General features: G+C 55.0%; 5 protein-coding genes. All 5 read right to left on the reverse strand.

The window, feature by feature from the left end; genetic code table 11:
- Positions 1–268: 268 nt before the first annotated feature.
- The gene (locus ACOYNV_RS27315) at positions 269–694 is read right to left on the reverse strand and encodes a type II toxin-antitoxin system VapC family toxin (protein ID WP_422902970.1); all 426 of its coding nucleotides are present in this window, start codon (positions 692–694) and stop codon (positions 269–271) included.
- Entirely contained in the window at positions 691–927 is a 237-nt protein-coding gene (locus ACOYNV_RS27320; protein WP_422902971.1) for a type II toxin-antitoxin system Phd/YefM family antitoxin, read from the reverse strand. The genes ACOYNV_RS27315 and ACOYNV_RS27320 overlap by 4 nt, the downstream gene beginning before the upstream one ends.
- A gap of 303 nt (positions 928–1,230) precedes the next feature.
- Complete coding sequence (locus ACOYNV_RS27325; RefSeq protein WP_422902972.1) at positions 1,231–1,557, reverse strand: DNA-binding protein; 327 nt, start codon at positions 1,555–1,557, stop codon at positions 1,231–1,233.
- Positions 1,554–1,901, reverse strand: a complete 348-nt coding sequence (locus tag ACOYNV_RS27330) for a type II toxin-antitoxin system RelE/ParE family toxin (protein WP_422902974.1) — start codon at positions 1,899–1,901, stop codon at positions 1,554–1,556. The genes ACOYNV_RS27325 and ACOYNV_RS27330 overlap by 4 nt, the downstream gene beginning before the upstream one ends.
- Positions 1,902–2,383: 482 nt before the next feature.
- The coding region (locus ACOYNV_RS27335) for a DUF4351 domain-containing protein (protein WP_422902973.1) at positions 2,384–2,615 on the reverse strand (232 nt) is incomplete at its 5' end.

Raw genomic sequence — 2,615 nt, forward strand, 5'->3', positions numbered from 1 at the left:
CATCGGCGCGGTTGCTGAAATCTTCGCTGACGTAACTTCCCGGCACTTTCTCCAGGGTCGTGTAGTCAAGGCTGTGCAACCAGTCATCCGGAACAAACCCGATAATCAGGTCGCGCACCAGTTCCGGCGTTGAAAAGAGGAATTTGTAACCGGAGTCATGATCGTTTGCCATCAGCGCATTCTACCTGCCTGGTTTCATGTTTCGGCAGTTAGCGCGGCGAAGTCTGTCTCGGATTTTAATCGTGCCTGGCCCTTTTTCTTCTGATTTTCACCCAGCAAGATCAAATCGTGCCAGGCCAAGCATCTCGGCTGCGGCGCACAACCGGAGGTCAAGGCTGGCGAGTCTTGCACCCAGGCGACGAGTTACCGCCAAATGCAGTGCGTCTCCCGCACGCAGGGTGGTTGGCGCGTCAATGAACACTGCGGCGCTACGGAAATCAGCAGGCTCGATTTCCGTCATGCCAAGATTCATTGAGGCAAAACGCTGAAAATTAGCCAGCGCTTTCTGCCGGATAGCGGCATCAATAGCGCCTGACCGCTGCTTGATGCCGCCGACGCTGGCCATTTCGGTCAAGGTCCAGGCCGAAATCATCAGCCGTGCTTTGCTCTGGCTTTCGAGGCACGCCACAAGCTTGGCCGCCCCAGGTTCGCGAAAGAAAATCGCGCCTAATACTGAGGTGTCGATGTAAATCACAACAGATCCCGTTCGCGCATTTCGGTAACCGTCAGACCCTGCGTAGGTGATGCGGACACCCAATGGCGCAATGCTGCCCAGTCAAAGCCAACGGCTCGCGGCTCGGGAACGATACGCGCTACAGGCATTCCTCGACGAGTGATAACAACGCCCTTATCGTCCTCGCCGGCCTCGACTTCGGCCAACACGGCAGAAAAATGCGCCTTGGCATAAGCCACAGAAGATGTTTTCATCGTTCGGCCCATCGCAATGGTCATTAGAGTGCCTATTTTTGATCGAGTTGGTCACCTTGTAAAGAAGAAACAAAAGCAAAGGGGCCGTGGTCACATTTAAAGCGACAACTGCTCCTGGGATTTTAATCGTGCCTGGCCCCTTCCCTGGCACGGTTCTGTCGGTGTTGCGCGAAGTGCTGGATAAGCGCTAGTCACGTCACCCGTTGCAAGGTGTTGAAGAAAACGTGCCGTTTGCGTTGCCGAAGGAGTTGTGAGTTGCGGGGCTGAGACTTTGTGAAAATCTCAGGCATGTTAGAACCGGAACTAGCCTGCTATTTCAACGACCCTCACATCAAACGTCACCTTGAGCCAATTCCTGACCGCGCCAAAGATGGCCGCCAGGTTGTCCATGCTGGGGTTGCCCTTCGGAGACAGCATGCGATGCAGGCTCTTGCTGGGCTTGTGGGTCAGTTCAGCAAGGCTCTCGAAGCCAACCGTCGCATTGACGAGGTCGCGGAGAATGAGGCGAGCCGCATCGGGCTCCCCACTGAGGAAGAGCGTGGCTGCTTCATCGAGAAGCGCCTTGGCGAAGTCAGGGTCGCGTTTGACGCGCTCGACGACGGTTTGTTTGAAATCACGAGTCAGCGTCATGTTTTCTTTCCTTTCCTGGTTGTCGCGAGTGCCTTCTTCCTCGCCTTGTATTCTTCATGCAGCGCCACCGCCTGATCGATAGCCTTCTGCTGCCCTTTCTTGGTGCTGCCACCGAACAGAATGATCAGAGCTTCGCCATCCTTCGCCAAGTAGATGCGATAACCCGGCCCCCAGTCGATTTTGCACTCACCAACACCCCTGAACCATTCGATGTTCAAGGTGTTGCCCAACTCCAATCGGGTCTTGGCGACCGTCACCTTGGCTGCGGCTTGCGCATCCAAGCCGTTGAACCACGTCCGGTACGAATTGCCACCGTCTTCCCGAATGTACTCTTCAAGCTTGATTGATCTTCATATTTTATATGGTAACGTATAAGTTACCACAACTCAAGACCTGACCTCGGCCTGCAGATCATGACCAGACTTCCTGAACAACCCCCAGGCTGCTCCAATTAAGTTTTTTTTCATACAGCACCCGACCTTCCCTCAACACTGGCACCGATGGTAATAGTTGATGAGGAAGGTGAATACGCTACGCTTATCTGGACGAAGGGAATGTGCCCCGAAATACCCTTGGGGTGCAGAGCCACCCTACGGACTTCGTTCCCGTGCAACCGGCATGAACATTGGCTTCTTGGGCTAGTGGCCTGAAGGTGGCCGTATTCATTGGCTCGCAACGAACCAGCCCGGTAGGTGTCTAGAGGTTAGTGCATCCTCGGTAAGTTGAGGATCAAAGCAGATTTGGCAGATTTAACGTGCCTGGCCCCCTTGATTGTGACAAACCCGGATCAAGTCCGGGATTTTTTCGTTTGGCGAGACGCTTTGCTTCAGTGCGTGGTAGGGCCGAACATGGATTCCAGACTTGGTGCATCGAGAACAAGGTCAAGCCACGCATCAATCTGTGCTGCGTCGGCCGCAGCGAGCTTTGCCAGAACATCCGATGGCATGGCGCCAAAGCGCTTGGTCAGCAGCTTCTGCAAAGCCAAGGATTCGCCCTGCTGCATGCCCTGCTGCATGCCCTGCTGCATGCCCTGCTGCATGCCCTGCTGCATGCCCTGC

The sequence above is a fragment of the Propionivibrio sp. genome, from assembly GCF_049316945.1.
Taxonomy (GTDB): Bacteria; Pseudomonadota; Gammaproteobacteria; order Burkholderiales; family Rhodocyclaceae; genus Propionivibrio.